General features: G+C 33.3%; 19 protein-coding genes. 11 read left to right on the top strand and 8 right to left on the bottom strand.

From position 1 onward, the window contains the following. The first annotated feature begins 15 nt into the window (after positions 1–15). From accB to PQ462_RS22115, 8 genes are all read left to right on the top strand, one after another. A complete protein-coding gene (gene accB / locus PQ462_RS22150) occupies positions 16–504 on the top strand; it encodes an acetyl-CoA carboxylase biotin carboxyl carrier protein (protein ID WP_012022735.1) in 489 nt (162 codons plus the stop codon). 110 nt (positions 505–614) lie between these two features. Next, complete coding sequence (gene accC, locus PQ462_RS22145) at positions 615–1,961, top strand: acetyl-CoA carboxylase biotin carboxylase subunit (protein WP_012022734.1); 1,347 nt, start codon at positions 615–617, stop codon at positions 1,959–1,961. Between the two features lie 306 nt (positions 1,962–2,267). Continuing rightward, the gene (locus tag PQ462_RS22140) at positions 2,268–2,564 is read left to right on the top strand and encodes a hypothetical protein (RefSeq protein ID WP_012022733.1); all 297 of its coding nucleotides are present in this window, start codon (positions 2,268–2,270) and stop codon (positions 2,562–2,564) included. A 110-nt stretch (positions 2,565–2,674) separates the two neighbouring features. Then, positions 2,675–2,971 (top strand): hypothetical protein, encoded by a 297-nt coding sequence (locus tag PQ462_RS22135; RefSeq protein ID WP_274251611.1) that lies wholly within the window; start codon positions 2,675–2,677, stop codon positions 2,969–2,971. A 26-nt stretch (positions 2,972–2,997) separates the two neighbouring features. Then, complete coding sequence (locus PQ462_RS22130) at positions 2,998–3,288, top strand: hypothetical protein (protein WP_274251610.1); 291 nt, start codon at positions 2,998–3,000, stop codon at positions 3,286–3,288. 18 nt (positions 3,289–3,306) lie between these two features. Further along, positions 3,307–3,603, top strand: coding sequence for a PepSY-like domain-containing protein (locus tag PQ462_RS22125; protein WP_274251609.1), 297 nt, complete (start codon positions 3,307–3,309; stop codon positions 3,601–3,603). Between the two features lie 16 nt (positions 3,604–3,619). Beyond that, positions 3,620–3,916, top strand: coding sequence for a hypothetical protein (locus PQ462_RS22120; protein WP_274251608.1), 297 nt, complete (start codon positions 3,620–3,622; stop codon positions 3,914–3,916). A 130-nt stretch (positions 3,917–4,046) separates the two neighbouring features. Then, positions 4,047–5,408 carry a sigma-54-dependent transcriptional regulator gene (locus PQ462_RS22115; RefSeq protein ID WP_274251606.1) on the top strand — a complete coding sequence of 454 codons (1,362 nt, stop codon included), beginning with the start codon at positions 4,047–4,049 and terminating at the stop codon, positions 5,406–5,408. On the opposite strand, the gene PQ462_RS22110 is transcribed toward PQ462_RS22115, so the two are convergent. Beyond that, positions 5,405–7,846: an ATP-binding response regulator gene (locus tag PQ462_RS22110; RefSeq protein WP_274251604.1), complete on the bottom strand. Its 2,442-nt coding sequence runs from the start codon at positions 7,844–7,846 to the stop codon at positions 5,405–5,407. The two genes, PQ462_RS22115 and PQ462_RS22110, sit on opposite strands and share 4 nt — an antisense overlap. A gap of 179 nt (positions 7,847–8,025) precedes the next feature. Further along, positions 8,026–9,927 carry a S9 family peptidase gene (locus PQ462_RS22105; RefSeq protein WP_274251603.1) on the bottom strand — a complete coding sequence of 634 codons (1,902 nt, stop codon included), beginning with the start codon at positions 9,925–9,927 and terminating at the stop codon, positions 8,026–8,028. Between the two features lie 240 nt (positions 9,928–10,167). Here PQ462_RS22105 and PQ462_RS22100 point away from each other — a divergent pair, with 240 nt between their 5' ends. From PQ462_RS22100 to PQ462_RS22090, 3 genes are read left to right on the top strand one after another with little or no spacing between them, the layout of a single operon-like run. Next, positions 10,168–11,280: an NAD(P)/FAD-dependent oxidoreductase gene (locus PQ462_RS22100; RefSeq protein ID WP_274251602.1), complete on the top strand. Its 1,113-nt coding sequence runs from the start codon at positions 10,168–10,170 to the stop codon at positions 11,278–11,280. Then, the gene (gene mtgA, locus PQ462_RS22095) at positions 11,280–12,065 is read left to right on the top strand and encodes a monofunctional biosynthetic peptidoglycan transglycosylase (protein ID WP_012022724.1); all 786 of its coding nucleotides are present in this window, start codon (positions 11,280–11,282) and stop codon (positions 12,063–12,065) included. Before PQ462_RS22100 ends, mtgA begins: the two co-directional genes overlap by 1 nt. Then, on the top strand, positions 12,052–13,011 hold the full coding sequence (locus PQ462_RS22090; RefSeq protein ID WP_274251601.1) for a lipid A deacylase LpxR family protein: 960 nt from the start codon (positions 12,052–12,054) through the stop codon (positions 13,009–13,011). Before mtgA ends, PQ462_RS22090 begins: the two co-directional genes overlap by 14 nt. A 625-nt stretch (positions 13,012–13,636) precedes the next feature. Here the strand turns inward: PQ462_RS22090 and PQ462_RS22085 are convergent. The 6 genes from PQ462_RS22085 to PQ462_RS22060 form a co-directional block, all read right to left on the bottom strand. Next, positions 13,637–14,032: a helix-turn-helix domain-containing protein gene (locus tag PQ462_RS22085; RefSeq protein WP_274251600.1), complete on the bottom strand. Its 396-nt coding sequence runs from the start codon at positions 14,030–14,032 to the stop codon at positions 13,637–13,639. A 299-nt stretch (positions 14,033–14,331) separates the two neighbouring features. Continuing rightward, positions 14,332–15,027, bottom strand: a complete 696-nt coding sequence (locus PQ462_RS22080) for a hypothetical protein (protein WP_274251599.1) — start codon at positions 15,025–15,027, stop codon at positions 14,332–14,334. Positions 15,028–15,639: 612 nt separating this feature from the next. Then, a complete protein-coding gene (locus tag PQ462_RS22075; protein ID WP_274251598.1) occupies positions 15,640–16,374 on the bottom strand; it encodes a hypothetical protein in 735 nt (244 codons plus the stop codon). 19 nt (positions 16,375–16,393) lie between these two features. Next, positions 16,394–16,963 (bottom strand): hypothetical protein, encoded by a 570-nt coding sequence (locus PQ462_RS22070; protein ID WP_274251597.1) that lies wholly within the window; start codon positions 16,961–16,963, stop codon positions 16,394–16,396. Positions 16,964–17,012: 49 nt separating this feature from the next. Then, the gene (locus PQ462_RS22065; protein WP_274251596.1) at positions 17,013–17,597 is read right to left on the bottom strand and encodes an SMI1/KNR4 family protein; all 585 of its coding nucleotides are present in this window, start codon (positions 17,595–17,597) and stop codon (positions 17,013–17,015) included. A gap of 51 nt (positions 17,598–17,648) precedes the next feature. Continuing rightward, positions 17,649–18,680, bottom strand: coding sequence for an oxidoreductase (locus tag PQ462_RS22060; RefSeq protein ID WP_274251595.1), 1,032 nt, complete (start codon positions 18,678–18,680; stop codon positions 17,649–17,651). Between the last annotated feature and the right edge of the window lie 36 nt (positions 18,681–18,716).

The raw sequence follows: 18,716 nt of genomic DNA, 5'->3' as shown, positions 1-18,716 counted from the left end.
TAAAATCGAATCATTATGGATTTAAAAGAAATTCAAAACCTAATCAAATTTGTAGCAAATTCGGGCGTTGCAGAAGTGAAGTTAGAAATGGATGATGTGAAAATCACTATTAGAACAACTTTAGAAACAAATGTAACTGAAGCTACTTATGTTCAGCAATTACCTGCTCAGGCTGCATTGCCTCAAGCAACACCGCAAGTTACTGCTCCAGTAGTTGTAAACGTGCCGGCTGAAACTCAAGCTCCTGCTGCTGATAATTCTAAATATGTTACTATAAAATCTCCAATCATTGGAACATTCTATAGAAAACCATCTCCAGACAAACCAGTTTTCACTGAAGTTGGAAGCACAGTTGCTAAAGGAGATGTTCTTTGCGTAATTGAAGCAATGAAATTATTCAACGAAATTGAATCAGAAGTTTCAGGTAAAATTGTGAAAATTCTTGTTGACGATATGTCTCCAGTTGAATTTGACCAACCTTTATTCTTAGTAGATCCATCATAAATAAATTTAGATTTTAGATTTTAGATTTTAGATCGATCTGACAGAATTAATACATCAGGCATCTAAAATTATCTAATTATCAAATTGTCTAATTATCTAATTAAAATAAGATGTTTAAAAAAATATTAATTGCGAATAGAGGAGAAATTGCACTTCGTGTAATTCGTACGTGCAAGGAAATGGGAATCAAAACTGTTGCAGTTTATTCTACAGCAGATGCAGAAAGTCTGCACGTTAAATTTGCAGATGAAGCGGTTTGTATTGGTCCTCCTCCAAGTAACTTATCGTATTTAAAAATGTCAAACATTATTGCTGCTGCAGAAATTACAAATGCAGATGCAATACACCCAGGATACGGTTTCCTTTCTGAGAATGCTAAATTCTCGAAAATTTGTCAAGAGCACGGAATCAAATTTATTGGTGCCGCTCCTGAAATGATCGACAGAATGGGAGATAAAGCTTCTGCAAAAGCTACAATGAAAGCAGCAGGAGTTCCATGTGTGCCAGGTTCAGACGGATTATTAGAATCTTACGAACATGCACAAAAAACAGCAGCAGAAATTGGTTACCCGGTAATGATGAAAGCTACTGCTGGTGGTGGTGGAAAAGGAATGCGTGCTATCTGGAAAGAAGATGAGCTTTTAAAAGCTTGGGAAAGCGCACGTCAGGAAGCTGCTGCAGCATTTGGAAATGACGGAATGTACATGGAGAAACTTATTGAAGAACCGCGTCATATCGAAATTCAGGTTGTTGGAGATTCTTATGGAAAAGCATGTCACCTTTCTGAAAGAGACTGCTCAGTACAACGTCGTCACCAAAAACTTACTGAAGAAACGCCTTCACCTTTCATGACAGATGACTTACGTACAAGAATGGGAGAAGCTGCTGTAAAAGCTGCTGAATTCATTAAATACGAAGGAGCTGGAACTGTAGAGTTTCTTGTTGATAAACACAGAAACTTCTATTTCATGGAAATGAATACACGTATTCAGGTTGAGCACCCTATTACTGAACAAGTAATTGATTACGATTTAATTCGTGAGCAGATTATGGTTGCTGCCGGAATTCCAATTTCTGGAAAAAACTACCTTCCAGAATTACACGCTATTGAATGTCGTATTAATGCCGAAGATCCTTATAATGATTTCCGTCCTTCACCAGGAAAAATTACTACGCTTCATATGCCGGGAGGTCACGGAGTTCGTTTAGATACTCACGTTTACTCAGGTTACAGTATTCCGCCAAATTACGATTCTATGATTGCTAAGTTAATTACAACTGCGCAGTCTCGTGAAGAAGCTATCAGCAAAATGCGAAGAGCTCTTGATGAGTTTGTAATCGAAGGTGTGAAAACTACAATACCTTTCCACAGACAATTAATGGATGATCCAAAATATATTGCAGGAGATTATACAACTGCATTTATGGATACTTTCAAAATGAATAGTCCAGAATAATTTAAAGGCCGTCAATATTGACGGCCTTTTTTGTTCTAAAATAAATTTTTCTGTCAATAAGCTTGTTTTGATTTTGATAAGTTATATTGTTTTTTAATTGAAGTAAACACTAATTGTGTATACTTTTTACACACTGTTTTACCAGTTTACACACTTTTCTATATTTTTCATTTTTTGGCATAAAGCTGTAAATCCCTTTATTAGCAAGGCTTTATGTAGGTTTTAGTAGTAATGTTTGGTTTTCGGCACAATAGTTTCTTTATCTAAAGCGTAAAACAAACTATTAACTATTAAAATATACACATTATGAAAAATTTATTTTTATCAGCCGCGATCGTTTTAGGAGGTTTGACATCATTTGCTTCTACAACTCCAATTACAAACTCTATTATAAAAGTTATTTCAGTTGCAGACGATTATACTGAAATTAAATTAGAAGAATTACCAGCACCAATTGTTGAGGCTTTGAAAAAAGCATATCCAGATGCTGTAATTACTAAAGCATACAAAAACGAGAAATCAGAGTATAAATTAGACGTAACAGTAGGAGACAAAGTAGGTAATCTATTCGCTAATGCTGACGGAACCTGGATTAAAAAATAATCTAAAAAACTCTAAGAGTAAAAACTATTCAAACAATCTAACTTAGGTTCTTATGGAAATCCAGATTAAGAATACTAAAATTAAATTAACAATATTAAAATATCACTATCATGAAAAATTTATTTTTATCAGCCGCAATCGTTTTGGGAGGTTTAACATCATTTGCTTCAACTTCTCCAATTTCAAATACAATCGTAAAAGAAGTATCATTTCAAGATGATTATACAGAAGTAGCATTAACAGAAGTACCGGCAGCGGTAACAGATGCACTTAAAAAAGCATATCCAGATGCAGTTCTTAATAAAGCATACAAAAACAGTGCTTCTCAATACAAATTAGAAGTAAAAGTTGGAGACAAAGTAGGTTCTCTTTATGCTAATGCAGATGGAACTTGGGTAAAAAAATAAAAAACTAACCCTAAAAAACTATTATTATGAAAAAGCTAATATTATCGGCAGCAATCCTTTTAGGAGGGCTGTCAATGCAGGCAGAAAATACTGTTTTAACCACCACGACAGTAAATTCAGTAAACTATCAAGATGATTATAAAGAAATCGACGCCGTTCCGGCAGCGATTAAAAAATCTCTGGATGATGCTTATCCGGGTGTAAAACTTGAAAAAGCATTTGTGAATTCAAATAAAGAATATAAAATTGAAATCACAGTAAGAGGGGAAAAATCGATTGTTTACACTGATGCAACAGGGAATATCCTTAAAAAATAATTATAAAAATTAAGCATTATGAATAAATTAATCTTATCAGCAGCAATTATTTTGGGAGGTCTGTCTGTACAGGCAGCTGTTCCATCACAAGTAAATTCAATAATTGCATCAGTTAATATCCAGGACGGGTATACTGAAGTTACTGCAGATGCTGTACCAGCAGCTGTAAAGTCAACAATTGAAAAATCATTTCCAGGTACAAAACTTGAAAAAGCGTACAAAAACGACAAGAATGAGTACAAACTTGAAATTTCAAGCGGAGACAAAAAGTATACTGTATTTACAGATGCTTCAGGAAATATCATTAAAAAATAATTAAACACAGAGCAATATGAAAAAGTTAGCCATCTCAGCAGTTATTATTTTAGGAAGTTTATCAATTCCTGCATTAGCAGAAATAACTCCAAATAAAGTAAATACGTCGATTTCTGTTCAAACAGAATATACAGAAGTTACTACAGATGCTGTACCGGCGGCTGTAAAAACTGCTCTGCAAACCGCTTATCCAAATGCAAAATTGGTAAAAGCGTATGTTAATGATAAAAAAGAATACAAATTAGAAATATCAGTTGGTGACCAAAAGGCTACTGTGTACTCAGATGTCAATGGCAACTGGTTGAAGATATAAATTAGGTGAAATTAGATTTATGTTTTTGGTGAAAAAGAGATTGCATCGTGCAATCTCTTTTTTTTTCGCATAATTTTAAGAAATTATAACTTTAATAGTATTATTTTAGCAAAAAAGTCCCTAAAAGCAAATGCCAAAGATATTAGTAATAGAAGATGATATTTCATTTTGTAAACTATTAGAGAAATTTCTAATAAAAAACAAATATGAGGTATCTGTCGCTTTTTCCGCTTCAGAAGCCAGAGCAATAATCAAAAATGAATCATTTGATTTGATTTTGACAGACTTGCGTCTGCCTGATTCTGACGGTATTGGACTTATGTCTGAATTCAAAAATGAATACCCTGAAGTTCCGGTTATATTGATGACTGGATATTCAGATGTAAATACGGCTGTAAAAGCAATAAAAAACGGTGCAGCAGATTATATTTCAAAACCATTTAATCCCGATGAAGTTTTACTGGTAATTACAAATGCTCTCCAGACTTCAAAGGAAGAGGAAGAAGAAATTGAAACTCCTGTAAAACAAAAAAAAGCTGTAAAAAAGACAGTTTCAACTGAAAATGAATTTGTAAAAGGAATCTCGGTAGCTTCTAAAAAACTTTTAGATCATATTCAGCTGGTAAGTCCAACCGATATGTCCGTTTTAATTATCGGCGAAAGCGGTACCGGAAAAGAAATTATAGCTAAAAGCATTCATCAGCAAAGCCAGAGAAAAAACAATAATTTTATTGCGGTAGACTGCGGTGCGATTCCGAAAGAATTGGCAGCGAGTGAATTTTTTGGACATTTAAAAGGTTCTTTCACGGGTGCTATCAGCGATAAAATGGGATATTTTGAAGCAGCAAACGGAGGAACTCTTTTTCTCGATGAAATAGGAAACCTTTCTTATGAAAACCAAATTCAGTTATTGCGTGCGCTTCAGGAAAGAAAAATAAAACCTGTTGGGAGCAATAAAGAAATAAACGTCGATATACGCATTATTACTGCAACAAACGAAGATTTGCGCGAAGCAGTAAAAAACGGCGATTTTAGAGAAGATTTATACCATAGAATCAACGAATTCTCTATTCAGTCTCCATCATTAAAAGATCGCGACGAAGATTTAATGGTTTTTGCAGATTATTTCCTTGAAAAAGCCAATCAGCAGTTAAATAAAGATGTTATAGGTTTTTCACCGGAAGTAGTTTCTATTTTTCAAAACTACAGCTGGCCGGGAAATTTACGTGAACTTCAAAACTGTGTTAAACGATCTACACTTTTAACTCAGGGCGATTTTATTGAAAGCGATGTTCTGCCAATCGAATTTTTTCAGGCAGAAAAACAAAAGCCAGGTTTTAGCAGTCCTAGTTTCTCGTTGTCAGACAATGAAAAAGAAGCTATTATTCAAGCACTTAACAGAACTCAGAATAATAAATCTGAAGCTGCAAAACTTTTAAAAATTACCCGAAAAACACTTTACAATAAATTAAAGCAATACAATATCGATTAAACTATTTCCTGTTCTAAAGCAGTAAATAGTTTAGTTGTTTTTGCTTTTAAGGCGGTATAGATATCCCTTAAATCTGAAATTTCCAGATTATTCTGCTCTAATGTTTTTAATATTGTCCCAATATCACGGGCTTCTATCTGTTTGAACATTGGTGCAATTCGGTGTGCTATAGAATTTATTTCGGGAATATTTTCTTCATTAACCGCTTTTTCAAGTAAATCTAAATTTTCGTTACTGCTTATTATAAAAGCTTTTAAAACGTCATTCAAAGCATCATTGTCATTCCCTAAAAAATCTTTTAGAGTTTCTAAAGAATACAATTGAGGCGAAGCAATTTCTGCGGGATCATTTATTTCAATTTCAGGAAGCGTTTCATTATCTAAAATATTCTGAATGGTTTCCAATAATATTCTTGGAGAATAAGGTTTTTTAATTACCGTTGTAAAACCAGCTCTGGTGTAAATACCAGAATCGAGATCAGTTCTTCCGGTTAAAGCAATTACGGGCTGATTTTTATAAATGCCTTTTTCAGAATTACGAAGTTTTTCCAAAAACATAAAACCATCGATTTCCGGCATTTGAATATCGGTAATCACAAAATCAAAATTAGTATTCTGAATTGCTTCCAAAGCTTTTCCGGCGCTGGTAAAAGAGAATACTTCGTGGTTTTCCTGTCTTAAAACACCGCTTGTTAAATTGAGCAGATTAATATCATCATCAATAACAATGAAAGTTTGTTTTTTTGTATTTCGATTAATGTTTCGCTTAATTTCTTCAACCGTAATTTCGTTGTGATCAAATACCAAAGGAACTTTAATTTCAAATGTACTGCCTTTGCCAAAAGTACTTTCCAGACTAATTCTTCCGCCCATAAATGAAATTATCTTTTGGCAGATAGAAAGGCCTAAACCAGTTCCGCCATATTTCTTTTCGATATTTTCATTCGCCTGGGCAAACTCTTCAAAAACGAGTTTTAGATTGCCTTTCTCAATTCCAATTCCGGTATCTTCAATTGTAATAACAAAAAAGTTTTCGTTTTCACTAACATACGAACTGATTTTGATATGACCTTCTTCGGTAAATTTATAAGCATTTCCAATGATATTACTCAAAATCTGTTTCAGTCGAAAAGGATCGCCTACAACTCTCGTGTTCAGTTTTTCATCTACATTAATAATCAAATCAATGTTTTTTTGTTTGTAAACTGTCTGGATATTTCGGGCAGTATCTTCAATAATTTCAGGAAGAAAAAACGGAACTTTCTCAATAGTGATTTTTCCGGCTTCGATTCGCGAAAAGTCTAATAAATCCTGAACCAGCTGTGTAATATATTCAGATGAATTTTTGATGTTTTTAATAAAATACGACTGTTTCGTATTAATATCAGAATTACCCAAAAGTTCAGAATAGCCCACAATAGTACTCAAAGGTGTTTTTAAATCATGACTTACCGTCGAGATTAATTGTTCACGGCTTTTTAATAGATTTTTGGTTTTGAAATTCGCAATCTCAAGCTGTTTTTTATATACTTGCGATTTTGAATAATCACTTACAATTAAAACAGAAAAAAACAGAGTCAAAATTAAACCTGCAATAGCCGAAGCCGTCACAATTTCGTTGACTTTTTTAAGTGATTTTTCTTTTAAAGAATTGTTTTTTATTGAGTTGATAATAATTTCTCGTTCTATAATACGAAGCACTTTTCGAAGCTGATCTGAAATTGCAATTTCATTTTTCAGCAATTTATTTTCTTCAAAATTCAGCGTTTCCTTTTTCTTTTCTGCTTTCATTTTTACGTTGCTGAGCAGTTTTTTAGAATTGGCCAAAATAGAATCTGATGCTTTTTTACTTAATGTGTTGGTGCTGTCGTCGGGAATATTTTGATTTAAATAATCCACATATTTCTGCAGTACGTTTCGCTGATAACTTCCTAACTCATTTGGATTTTTGGTAAAATCCTGAAGCTCCAGTTTTCGAAGGTTAAACTCCATTTTTGTAATCTCATCAATAGCATTATTGACAGAGACTTCATCTTCGGCTTTGTTTTTTATAGTTTTTAACTGTCTGATGTTTTCTGTTTTTTCAGACAATAAAAACGTTACACTATCCAAAAGTGTTTTTTGATATTGTGTGGTAACGATTTGTTTTAGAGTGTCAATTCTGGCCTTTAAAGAATCGGTTTCGATAAGGTAGCTTTTAAAATCTTTTTCAGAATTAGTCTGAATGGTTTGTCTGGCTAAACTTTCTGTTTTGTAAACATTCGAAAATAATTTACTTACACGCAGAATTTTGGTTTTTTCCTGAGCAATTTTATCTTCCAGTTTATTGTAAACTACATTTTCAGAGTATAAAAACCATCCCACAGTTACTACCAAAGCAAGTAATGCAACATAGCTGAATAAAACTTTGAGTGCTGTGTAACTTTTTTTGCTCTCCATAATATCTATTGGGGTTGGGGAAGTTTTTTAATATTTGAATTCCATGCAATTTATCTAAAATTTCAATTTAACAAAAGGAAATATAAATCAAATATTTATATAATTCCAATGTTCTAAAAATAAAATAACCGCAGATTATATAAATAATGCTGCGGTTAAGTTTATTTTAATTCTTGATTTTACAATGTCTCGTTCAGCCATTTAAAGAATTCTCCCTGCCAAACCTGAGCATTTTGCGGATGCAGAACCCAGTGGTTTTCATCTGGAAAATATACAAAACGGCTTTTGATGCCTCTTAACTGCGCAGCCTGAAAAGCTTCTTGTCCCTGTCCGATTGGTACACGGAAATCTTTTCCTCCCTGGAAAATCAAAATTGGTCTGTTCCAGTTTTGAACCAAAGTTGCCGGGTTAAAAGTTGTGTAAGCTTTTTGAGCCACAGCATTGTCTTTTTCCCAATAAGGTCCGCCAAAATCCCAGTTGTTAAAGAAAACTTCTTCAGTTGTTCCTAACATTGAAACCGTATTGAAAACACCATCATGAGCGATAAAAGTTTTAAAACGATTGTTGTGAATTCCTGCTAAATAAAATACAGAATATCCTCCGTAGCTGGCACCAACACATCCTAAACGGCTTTTGTCAACATAACTTTCTTTGCTAACGTCGTCAATTGCAGAAAGGTAATCGTCCATAACTTGTCCGCCCCAGTCTTTACTAATTTGTTCATTCCATTCAACACCATGACCCGGCATTCCGCGGCGGTTTGGAGCAACAACAACATACCCTTTTGCTGCCATTAAAGAGAAATTCCAACGGAAAGAATACGATTGTGTTAAAGCACTTTGTGGTCCGCCTTGGCAGAATAATAAAGTTGGATATTTTTTAGAAGCATCAAAGTTTGGAGGAAGGATTACCCAAACCAGCATCTTTTTACCGTCAGTTGTTGTAACGTAACGTTTTTCGGTTTTGCTTAATGCTAAAGTTTTATAAGTATCAGTATTTACGTTTGATAATTGTTTCCAGGTATTTTTCTTCAAATTAAAAGAAAAAATCTCACCAGCATGATTCATGTCTGTTCTGGTAACGATAATATCGTCTCCAGAAAAACCTACTAAATCATTTACATCAAAATCACCGTTTGTTAACTGACGAACTTGAATCGCGATTTTAGTCAACCCCGGAAAGTTAACAGAGAAAAGTTGTTTTGTTCCGTCAATTGGCGCAACAAAAAACACCGTTTTTCCGTCTTTACTCCAGATAAAATTATCTACAGTTCCGTCCCAGTTTGCCGTTAAATTTGTTTTGATTCCTTTAAACTCAACAATGATATCGTTTTTGTCAGACTCATAACCGTCGCGTTTCATTTGTAACCAAGATAAATTTCCTGTTGGAGAAAACTGCGGTGCTGTATCGTAACCTAAATTGCCATCGGTTTTATTGGTTGTTTTTTGAGTTTCTAAATTGTACTCATAAATATCTGTGTTGGTAGAAATTGCATAAGCAGTTCCTGCTTTTTTCTTGCACACATAAAAAATGCTTTTGCTGTCTGGCGACCAGATATAATCTTCGTCACCGCCAAAAGGTTTTTGCGGAGAATCAAAATTTTCACCTTTCAGGATGTCAATTCCTTTTGCGCCGTCTTTGTTTTCTTTATAAAAAACGTGATTAAATTTTCCTTCGTTCCAGGTATCCCAATGACGGTAATCTAATCCATCATAAATTTGAGCATCAGATTTGTCTAATTTTGGATAAAAATCTTTACCTAAAACTTTATCAATTTTTACTTCTTCGTTGTACACAACATATTTTCCGTCTGGAGAAATGTTTTTATCAGCAAGAATGTCTTTTGTATCTTTAATTTCGGTTGCATTTCCGCCGTTTACAGGAATAGTGTAAAATTTAGAATGCGATTTGTTTTCTTCTACAGAAGGTGTAGAAACCTTAAAAACTACATTTTTTGCATCTTTAGAAATTCCAAGAGGTGTAACTCTTCCTAATTTCCATAACAATTCCGGAGACATAACATTCTGCCCGATAGCGTTTAAACTCATCATTATTAAGGTTGTTAATAATACTTTTTTCATAATCAAATTATTCTATTTTTTTGTGCGCTAAAAATACAACTTTTAAGCCCCAAGTTGTTAAATTCCAAATCCCAATTATTGTTAAAGTTTTGAATAATATTGTACAATTGTCACCCTGAGCGAAGTCGAAGGGTGCAAAGTAAGAGGCTTCGACTTCGCTCAGCCAGACAAAGTATTTAAATGAACTTACATTTTTTATATGGTTCAAAAAAATCATTATTTTTATAAAAACTCTAAAAAATGGAACTAAGCTACTGGGAACTAAAAAACTGGTTCACGAATGTTGATTATACAATTGCAGGGAGCGGAATCGTGGGTCTGCATACAGCATTACGCTTGCGCGAAAGATTTCCTGCTGCCAAAATTCTGGTCCTCGAAAGAGGAATGCTGCCACAAGGGGCGAGTACCAAGAATGCTGGTTTTGCCTGTTTTGGGAGTTTGTCTGAAATTATGGATGATCTAAAAACACATTCAGAAGATGATGTTGTGGCACTTATCGAAAAACGCTGGAAAGGTTTACAATTACTTCGAAAAAAATTAGGAGATCAGGCAATCGATTTTAAACCCCACGGCGGATATGAATTGTTTCTAAAAGAAGATGAATTTGGGTTTAGCGAATGCATTTCTAAAATTCCGTTTATCAATGAAGTTTTGAAACCGCTTTTTAAAGCCGATGTTTTTTCAAAAGAAGTAGATCGATTTGGATTTGAAAATATTCACGAGTATTTAATTTTTAATCCGTTTGAAGGACAAATTGATACTGGAAATATGATGCAGGAATTGTTGAAACAGGCAGTTTCTTCAGATATTTTAATTTTAAATCAGCAAACGGTAAAATCGTATGCCGATGCCGGAAACCATGTCGAAGTTGTAGTGAACGATTTTAGCTTTAAAACTCATAAACTGCTTTTTGCAACCAATGGTTTTGCGGGTGAATTAACCAAAGGAGCTGTAAAACCTGCAAGAGCGCAAGTGCTTATTACAGAGCCTATTCGTGATTTAGATATTAAAGGAACGTTTCATTTAGACCGCGGTTATTATTATTTTAGAAATATTAACGATCGTATTTTGTTAGGAGGCGGTCGAAACCTTGATTTTGAAGGTGAAACAACAACTGAATTTGGAGAGACGAAAATTATTCAAAATAGATTGGAAGATTTACTGAAAAATGTAATTTTACCAAATCAGGATTTTCAGATTGCGCACCGATGGAGCGGTATCATGGGAATAGGAAATAGTAAGAATCCTGTCGTAACCCAGCTGTCTGAAAATGTGTTCTGCGGAGTGCGTTTGGGCGGAATGGGAGTGGCGATAGGAAGTTTAATAGGAACAGAATTAGCAGATTTAATATAATGGCAGCAACCAAGAAACCAGTACCAAAAACGACTACAAGCAAACCAAAACCTAAAACCGCATCTTCAAAAAAATCAAATCGCTCTTTTGGAGAAAAAGTAAAATGGTTTTTTATTAAAGCTGCTTTGTGGTTCTTTGGAGTTTCGATCGCATCGGTTGTGTTTTTTAAATATGTACCAGTACCTTTTACACCTTTGATGATTATTCGTGCCATCGAAAATAAAATGGACGGAAAAGAGGTTTATTTTGACCACGACTGGGAACCAATTGAAAAAATTTCAATGAATTTGCAAAAAGCAGTTATTGCCAGTGAAGATGCCACTTTTTTAACTCACAATGGTTTCGATTTTAAAGCGCTTCAAAAAGCATATAAAAGCAACGAACGCGGACGCCGAATTCGAGGCGGAAGCACCATTTCGCAGCAAACAGCCAAAAACGTTTTTTTATGGCAGGGAAAAAGTTACCTGCGTAAAGGTCTTGAAGCTTATTTTACCGTTTTAATTGAAATTATCTGGGGTAAAGAACGAATCATGGAAGTGTATTTAAACAGTATCGAAATGGGCGATGGTGTTTACGGTGCTTATGCCGCAACAGAACATTGGTACCGCAGAGATGCTTCGAGTTTAACGCCAATGCAGGCGGCTGGAATTGCAGCAATTTTGCCAAACCCAAGAAAATTTAAAGCTACAGGATCATCAAGTTATATTAACAGAAGAAAAGAAAGAATTGTTCGCGAGATGCGTTATGTTGGAAAAATCAATTATAAAGGAGATGGGAAAAAGTAAAAAAGCATTTTTTGCTTTTCTGATTTTGACCACAGCGTTAACTTTTGGACAAGGAAAAACTACAGAAATAGGTTTTATAACCGACAATGATTTATATACATCGTCTAAATACGATATGTATTATACCAATGGTTTGGAACTTTTTTATCGATTTTTATCTAAAAATGATAATCAGAAAATCAACAAAAAAATCACCGAATTTAGAATTGGGCAATATCTTTATAATCCAAGATTTATAAACAAAGAAGCGGTTACGATAAACGACCGCCCTTTTGCAGGATATCTTTTTGCCGAAGCCAGAAGAAGCTTTTTTTATGAAAGCGAATCAGTTTTAAAAACAGATTTTCAAATTGGATTTATAGGACCAAATTCTCTTGGAGAAAATTTACAGAAAGGTTTTCATAACATGATTGGTTATAAAAAAGTATATGGCTGGGAAAACCAGATTCATAATGCTTTAGGACTTCAGGCGCATGTTATGTATTCTAAAAAAATGTTTCCTTCTGCACATAATGATTTTGTTGATCTTCATTTTCAATCAGAAGCTAATTTGGGAACTATTTTTACAGGAGTTTCAACAGGATTTATGGCGAGATTTGGGTTTAAAAAATTGATTCCAATTTACGATTCTAACCTTCATGATGCTTCGGTAAATGCAAATGCTCAGCCAAATATTAGAGAATTTTATTTCTATGCAATGCCAAGCGTGAATTATCAGTTTTATGATGCCACGATCGAAGGCAGTATGTTTAACGATTCAAGCCCAATTACTTTCGATTTGGTGCCGCTTCGTTTCAATGGAGAAGCTGGTTTAAAATACCGTCGTAACAATTTCAATATTTCATATTCTTTTATTTACCGTGGAAGAGAACTTAAAGGCGATGTTAACGATACAAATACTGGATATTTTTATGGTTCGATTCGATTAGGATTTTTGTTGAAGTAATATTTGCATTGTAAGAAATGAGACGATTTATATATAAAGTATTGTCTTTAATTTTTGCTCTTTTTTTTATTTATTGTATGGTACAGTTTATTAGTACCAATGCTTTTGAAATTAGGTGTTTTAGAGGTTATACAGATGTAAAACTTGTTGCAATTAGAATACTTATTCTTTTATTCAGTTTGTTTTGGGCAATAGTTTTTTTTCTTATTGACAGGCACAAAAACAAGTAATGATTTAATAAGCTGAATTATTTCAGGATATACTTTGCAGACACGGATTGTAAATTTGTGTTATCGAGTTCTAAAATCAATCTAAATCTATAAAGTCCCTACGGGACAAATGTTTGTAGCTGTAATTTTATTCTACCGATATGTAACTCCTTACGGAGTTTTTTTTAGTTTAAATATTGAAATAGATATCTAATCTAAAATTCTATCAATATTTGTTTACTCCTAATTAATTTCCCGGAAATACTCCGTTAGGAGTTACATATCGGTAGATTGAAAAACCCACCAAAAAAATATCCCGTAGGGATTATCCGAAAACAAAGTAATTCTTTAGTTATAAAACAAAAAGCCAATTCTGTTTTTAGAAATGGCTTTTTTATATGATAAATAGAAAGGACTTATTTCTCCTTCATTAATTTTTCTAAATACTCAACTTTATCTTTTTCAGCCTGAACCAAACGCTCATAAAGTTCAACTACTTTGTCAAGAGGATTGAAATTGCAAATTGCTCCACTGGCAAAATTTCCAAAATTTCCGTGGCTATCTGTGAATGTGTTAAAATAATTAAACACATTTTCTTCCGAAAAACTTTTTATAGCTTCTGGAGTTACACCAAGTGCTTTTGCTATTTCAATAAGTTTTGCCTCGTCTATAGTTTCACTATTTTCTATGGCAGAAATAGCTTGCTGGTTTGTTCCTAAAGCTTGTGCCAAAGCTTCTTGCTTCATATCGCGAAGTTCACGAATACGGCTTATTTTTCGCCCTATATGATTTGGTTTTGTTGCTGTGCTCATAATTCAAAGGTATTTAAAAAAACTTTTACAAATCGATTTTCAGTAAAAAACAGACTTGTTTTGGTAAAATACGATTTAGCGTTTAAAAGAAGTAAAAATACAACTTTTCATACGATTTTATTGTTTTAGTATTTTGGGTTATAAGAAGTATTACGCGGAATAAATCTTTGCTCTTCTGATTTATAAAGTCCCTACGGGACAAATAGTCTGTGTGTAATGTTTTTTCTACCAATATGTAACTCCTAATGGAGTTTTAAATTATATTTTAATAAAACAGATATGATGCATAAAATTCAAAATTATTTTCGTTCTACTACATCAAATTCATAATTAGAATCGCCGTTGCCCATCACTCTGCCTAAAAAATGTGTTGTATAGGTGCTGAATTCTTCAAATTCCAGATCTTTTAAAAATCGTGATAATTTTATTTTATGCTCTTTTGATGAAAAAGATGCTCTATCCGTTGGTATTTTTTCCCAATTTTCCTTCTTGTATATGGCTGCTCCTTCAATTATATGCAAGGAACGCACAATAGTAAGGGTATCGCCTTTTATGCGTAAAACTTTTACCAAAGTTCCATTTGAGAATCTCATGCCATTTTCATACCAGTCACTTTTGTAGATATCTCCAGATTGTGGTTTGTCTAGCATTTCTTGTATTTTAGAGTTTTTGTATTCTTTTATGTGTGTCGCCGCAAAACCAGTAATAATAAGTCCAACGAATAACAAAATGCCTGTCCAAGGATACAATAACTGCCAAATTGCAGGTTTATATGTCTTGGGAAGTTTTTTTATCTCGTTTTTAATATTTTCCGAATAATTCTTTGCATACGCAGAATCTGTTTCTGACACAATATGATTGCATGCTGTGCAATAGATACTAGTAGTACGGCCCATTCCAAAAACAGGAACAATGCTCGATACATATTTCATGTTTAGGGTAAGTTGTAAAGTGTCTTTTTTATTACAAACCGGACAGGTTTCACCTAACAACATCTTTTGTGTTAAGGACTTATTTTTAATTTGATAATAATAAACCATTATTGATTTTTTTATTTGCTTCTATTTGAAAAAACTTTTTTGCTGACAAGAAAATATGGAGAATTTTTCTTTTTGTTTTTTGTTTTAAACTCTGGTATTCTGAACTTCTATACATATTAAGTACTGTTTATGGAATAAGTGCAGTTTTCTATATCTTCCATTTTACCAAATTCATTTGGTCAAAATAGTTTCCATAAAAAACGAATGCTTCGTTTAAAAATGTAATAAGTGACAGCAATACTATGAGAACCAATGCGAGGTTATAATTGTCTGAGGTAAAAAGAGAGTCAGATAGAAACCAAAGTTCCCCTGAAAAAGAAAGGAATAGAAAAGGGCAAAGAATTATATTTTTCTCAACCTTTTTTAGATGTAGAGGAATGTTATGCTGTAACATAAAAATAGACCAGTATTTAATAATGTAAAAACCTTACAAAATTAATATGTTTGAGACCGTATGTTACTGCTGTAAAAGCTATATTTATATTAAAATAAGCCATTTTTTTAAGTAAAAAAAAGGATAGAAAATAATTAAATTTCTATCCTTTATGAGAAAGCAGACTGAGTTTATTATTTTATCAAATAGTCATAATCTGCTTTTGAAAGTTTAGTAGGAACACGAAAAAAGAAATCGACATAGTTTTCATATTCTTCCAGATTAAGATGTTCTTTGTTGAAGTGATTTGTAAGTTCTTCAAGACTATGGCGGCTCCAATCTGTTTTCTTTTGGGCGTGTTTACTTCTGTCTTCGGCAGCATAAACCTGCGGAAAAGAAAATTCTTTTTTAACCGTTAAAGATTTTGCCTTAATAGCTGCCTGTTCAAGATTAATCCAGGTATGGATATTTACATGGCCATTTACCTGAAAGTTAAATGTTTTACCGCCTAAACCTTTTCCGGTTGTAAACAAAACTTCGTCTACAGTTACATTGCCCATTATCTGCGAAAAAGTATTGGGTCTCGAGGTATAATTAACATCGAGATTTTTAGTGTGAAGATTTCCAGTTATTAAAACTTCACGCAGAGAAGCTGTTTTGCAAGTAACATTTCCTAAAATAACAGGAACAGAGAAAAGCGGAATATTCTCTTTTTCTTCTATAAATTTATAATAAACGCCCCAATGTACTTCGTCATGCGGATTAAAAGCTTCAGTTTCAACATTCCCTTCGTAAACGCATATAAACTGCTGGTCAAATTTTTCTTTGTCTTTTGCTTTTTCGTATAATTTCTCAAATGGAGTGCCCGAAGGGAGAATTCTTTTGAGATCCTTGAATGTATATAATTTTAAGTTTTCTTGATTGATCATTAATAATGACTTTTAAAGATTAATCTAAATTGTCTAAATCCATTTCTTTAGAAAGCTGATCCCATTTTTTGTTGAGGAAATCTTTTGTTTTTTCTAAAAACTCTGGATCTATATCTTTTGAGGTTTGCGCTTTTGGGCTCAATACCGCTTTTCCATCTTTAAACTCAATATAAGCATGAACAGCATTATCTCCCCAAAAGAAGGGAAAAACAATTGCTTTGTTTTCAGTACTTTCAGTTACATATTTTTCCATGCTTATGATAAAAGCAAACATTGGAATCATTTCTACAAAGTTTTCACTAAAAAACATCATTCCCCAATTCCATTCTTCGGTTGTTTCATCATAATCTGAAAACGCCATTGCTTCGGGATAATCAATCCAGCCTTCGATAACTTCCTTATTAATATCGTCGTTGTATGTGCGAAGCAGTTCCTGAGTCAAAACCGATTTTGAATACATTTTTCGACTTTCCCAATAGTCAAGCCAGTTTTTATTTAATTCTGGTTCTTCGAGCGGGCTGTTTAAAAACTTCTCCAGCTGTGGTTTTGTAATTTTTACTTTGCAATATAAAGAGCTTAATTCAGACATAGTATGAGTTTTAGATTTATAGTAGTTTTAAATTTTGAAGATGGATGTTTTAGTCCCATCGGCTTAAATTTCCTTCGGCACGTTCAAATAATTCTTCCAAAACATTTTCAAGAGATCTTTCCGGAAGACCAGTTTCCAGATGTTTCAGTAATTCATTTGTGGCAGCTTTTATATTATCCTGATGGCAATAAATATTTGCGAAGTTTCCGTTTTTGTCGAAAATAACATATTCGCCGCTTTCATTAATATCTTCTTCAGACATCATCCAGCCAATACACGGAAAGGCCTCGTTTATTTTTTGAGTTTGTTCTTCGGTAAGAAGCTTATATTCTTGAAGTTCTGGTCTGTCATTTGCCCAAAAAGCAATAATCATATCAATAATACCTGCAGAATTATGAGAAAAAGATGTTCTTTGTTTCATGTATCTGATTAGGTTTTCAGCTGAAGAAATACGGAAAGTTTCATCAGATTCTATACCGCCGACAGTCTTGTAAAAAGTGATTAATTCTTGTGGCAGAGGCAGAGAAAAATAAGAAGTCAATTCTTGTATTTCTTCATCTGAAGCCAAAGAGGACTCCTGGATTTCATCATATTCAAGTTCGCATGCAGCGATACGGTTTTTAATTTCTTCCATTGTATAAATTTAATTTTTGTAGTTGGAATTTAGAATTTGAATTTTTAATTCTTAATGACGATTATCGCATTGGATATTAATTTCTTCATTTGATTTGTCGATTACAGAAATACTCGGACAGCCAAAAGAAAGATATTCGAAACCAAAAACAACGGCAGGTTTATTTTTAAAAAGTTTCCCCGTCCATTGATCAATAGAATCTTCTCCATTTTCATAATTTAATGGAGTAGGAGATGTGCCTTCGCTTTGGCTGAAAAGTTTTTCGATTATAACATCTTTGGTTTTAGAATCGACAACTAAAAGGCGTCTGCCATAAATTATTTTATTGCTGTCCAGATAGTCTTGTAAAAAATACTCATGACTGTCAGTTTTATAAAAATAGGTATTGCCTGTTATTGTGTTCTTTAGCAAATTACGATCGTTATTTTTTAAAGCTTTAGGCGGATAATCCTTTTTTGCAATTTTTTTCCATGTAATAGGTTTCAAACGTTCTTTTGAAAACGGATTTTCTTTACCTACATATACCAATGCATCTCTGTAATATTCACTGAATCCGTTTAAATATTTTTTATTGATTTCAAAACCAATCATAAAATCATAATTGTGATACGGCCAGTCTTCTTCTGAAGAATATCCATTTAACATTGCGGCAGTTTTCAGGTTTTTTACAGCAAAAGAAACCAGTTTGTTTTTGGCATAATCGTAAACAAACAATGAATCGGTTTCAGAAATATTGGTTTTAGAGAAAAATCTTTTTCTGTAGTTTTTGTCAAACGTAAAATAGGACGCATTTTCTTTTCCCATTTTTTCTATGTTGGGTAAAGCAAGCGTGTCTTTTTCTTCGCCAGCCGGGTAAATATCAGAAAGAGAAACAAAAGCAATATCGCTGCTGTCTTTTGGCGTAAGGGTAAATAGATAAATACTTTCTTTTCGCTGGGTTTCTTCTGCTTCTTGTAAAGTGTCGGTTTCAGTTTCTGTGTGTTCAGTTACTTCTGGAAGTGTACCTGTTGTATTTTCTTTTTTGTTGCAGGAAAAAAGGAACAGCGTAAGAACTGTTGAAAGGGCGTATAGTTTTATTTTCATAAATTAAATTGGGGTTTAATAAAGGTTGTACAAGAT

It is taken from the genome of Flavobacterium sp. KACC 22758 (genome assembly GCF_028736135.1).
GTDB lineage: Bacteria > Bacteroidota > Bacteroidia > Flavobacteriales > Flavobacteriaceae > Flavobacterium > Flavobacterium johnsoniae.
Note: the sequence above shows the minus strand (reverse complement) of the source record. Positions and strands in the feature narration are given on the sequence as shown.

Coding starts and splice junctions, on each gene's coding strand:
- PQ462_RS22130 (WP_274251610.1), top strand. CDS start 2,998: ATGAAAAAGCTAATATTATCGGCAGCAATCCTTTTAGGAGGGCTGTCA.
- PQ462_RS22070 (WP_274251597.1), bottom strand. CDS start 16,963: ATGTCTGAATTAAGCTCTTTATATTGCAAAGTAAAAATTACAAAACCA.
- PQ462_RS22060 (WP_274251595.1), bottom strand. CDS start 18,680: ATGAAAATAAAACTATACGCCCTTTCAACAGTTCTTACGCTGTTCCTT.
- PQ462_RS22075 (WP_274251598.1), bottom strand. CDS start 16,374: ATGATCAATCAAGAAAACTTAAAATTATATACATTCAAGGATCTCAAA.
- accB (WP_012022735.1), top strand. CDS start 16: ATGGATTTAAAAGAAATTCAAAACCTAATCAAATTTGTAGCAAATTCG.
- PQ462_RS22080 (WP_274251599.1), bottom strand. CDS start 15,027: ATGTTGTTAGGTGAAACCTGTCCGGTTTGTAATAAAAAAGACACTTTA.
- mtgA (WP_012022724.1), top strand. CDS start 11,280: ATGGCAGCAACCAAGAAACCAGTACCAAAAACGACTACAAGCAAACCA.
- accC (WP_012022734.1), top strand. CDS start 615: ATGTTTAAAAAAATATTAATTGCGAATAGAGGAGAAATTGCACTTCGT.
- PQ462_RS22120 (WP_274251608.1), top strand. CDS start 3,620: ATGAAAAAGTTAGCCATCTCAGCAGTTATTATTTTAGGAAGTTTATCA.
- PQ462_RS22135 (WP_274251611.1), top strand. CDS start 2,675: ATGAAAAATTTATTTTTATCAGCCGCAATCGTTTTGGGAGGTTTAACA.
- PQ462_RS22100 (WP_274251602.1), top strand. CDS start 10,168: ATGGAACTAAGCTACTGGGAACTAAAAAACTGGTTCACGAATGTTGAT.
- PQ462_RS22110 (WP_274251604.1), bottom strand. CDS start 7,846: ATGGAGAGCAAAAAAAGTTACACAGCACTCAAAGTTTTATTCAGCTAT.
- PQ462_RS22125 (WP_274251609.1), top strand. CDS start 3,307: ATGAATAAATTAATCTTATCAGCAGCAATTATTTTGGGAGGTCTGTCT.
- PQ462_RS22065 (WP_274251596.1), bottom strand. CDS start 17,597: ATGGAAGAAATTAAAAACCGTATCGCTGCATGCGAACTTGAATATGAT.
- PQ462_RS22090 (WP_274251601.1), top strand. CDS start 12,052: ATGGGAAAAAGTAAAAAAGCATTTTTTGCTTTTCTGATTTTGACCACA.
- PQ462_RS22115 (WP_274251606.1), top strand. CDS start 4,047: ATGCCAAAGATATTAGTAATAGAAGATGATATTTCATTTTGTAAACTA.
- PQ462_RS22140 (WP_012022733.1), top strand. CDS start 2,268: ATGAAAAATTTATTTTTATCAGCCGCGATCGTTTTAGGAGGTTTGACA.
- PQ462_RS22105 (WP_274251603.1), bottom strand. CDS start 9,927: ATGAAAAAAGTATTATTAACAACCTTAATAATGATGAGTTTAAACGCT.
- PQ462_RS22085 (WP_274251600.1), bottom strand. CDS start 14,032: ATGAGCACAGCAACAAAACCAAATCATATAGGGCGAAAAATAAGCCGT.